Source organism: Brachybacterium sp. NPDC056505, from assembly GCF_042794925.1.
GTDB lineage: Bacteria > Actinomycetota > Actinomycetes > Actinomycetales > Dermabacteraceae > Brachybacterium > Brachybacterium kimchii.
The window spans coordinates 1-1,117 of record NZ_JBHTSV010000077.1 but is presented as its reverse complement, the minus strand read 5'-3'; the positions used below and the strand labels follow the sequence as shown (position 1 = coordinate 1,117).

Genomic DNA, 1,117 nt, shown 5'->3' with positions numbered 1-1,117 from the left:
TGTTGCGGGTCATGACGTTGTGGTCACCGGGACGGGGATAGAAGGAACGGGCCCCTGACCGGCACGATGGGTGGTGTCTAAGCAACCGTCGTCCGGGAGGAGACCCGTTCCATGCCCCACCGTAATGCCCCGCTGACCGTGCTCGGAAGACAGCGTGCTGTCGCGCAGGTCCTCGAGAGAGGACGCCCGATCGCGCATGTCGCGGCGGAGTTCCATATCGCCCGCTCGACTCTGTCGAAGTGGGTCGCGCGGTATCGAGCCGATGGCGAGACCGCTCTGGAGGACCGCTCGAGTGCTCCCGCGCATCGCCCCACGCGACTGCCCGTGCAGGTCGTGGAGCTAATCGAGGACTGGAGGCGGAACAAGAAGTGGTCCGCCCGCCGGATCGCACGGGAACTGGCCGACGGCCATGGGTTCCGATGCTGCGTGCGGACGGTGACGCGCTGGCTGGACCGTCTGGGTCTGAATCGGATCCGTGACATCACCCCGGATGGCGAGAATCTGCGTTCACCAGGGAAGATCATCGCCCGCTATGCCGGGCACATGGTCCACATGGACGTGAAGAAGTCCGGGAAGATCCCGGACGGCGGTGGCTGGAAAGCCCATGGCCGCGGCAGCGAGCAGGCCCTGGCCGGCAAGCGCGCACACAAGCAGAAAGTCGGCTACGCCTACCTCCACTCCATGATCGATGGGTTCTCCCGCCTGGCCTACACCGAGGTCCTGCCCGACGAGAGAGCGGCCACGACCATTGGCTTCTTCCACCGCGCCCGGACGTTCTTCGCCGTCCACGGCATCAGCAAGATCACGCGTCTGGTCACGGACAACGGCAGCAACTACCGCTCCGCCGCGTTCGCCCAGGCCACCCGAGCGTTCGTCTCCCGCCACCAGCGGACCCGGCCCTACACGCCACGGCATAACGGGAAGGTCGAGCGCTACCAGCGGATCCTCACCGACGAGTGCCTCTACGCCCGCGACTACACCTGCGAGACTCAGCGTGTCGAGGCGCTCGGGGTCTGGGTCCATCACTACAACTACCATCGGCCCCACACCGCCTGCGGCGACCAGCCCCCGGCCTCACGCCTGCCCACCGGCATCGACAACGTCATGACCAACTACA

The 1,117-nt window shown here is 66.3% G+C and carries 1 protein-coding gene; it reads left to right on the top strand.

The genetic code is table 11. The features are described from left to right. Positions 1-111 precede the first annotated feature (111 nt). Positions 112-1,117 (top strand): IS481 family transposase (locus ACFQ53_RS17710; RefSeq protein WP_377862292.1); only part of this gene is annotated, 1,006 nt, incomplete at its 3' end.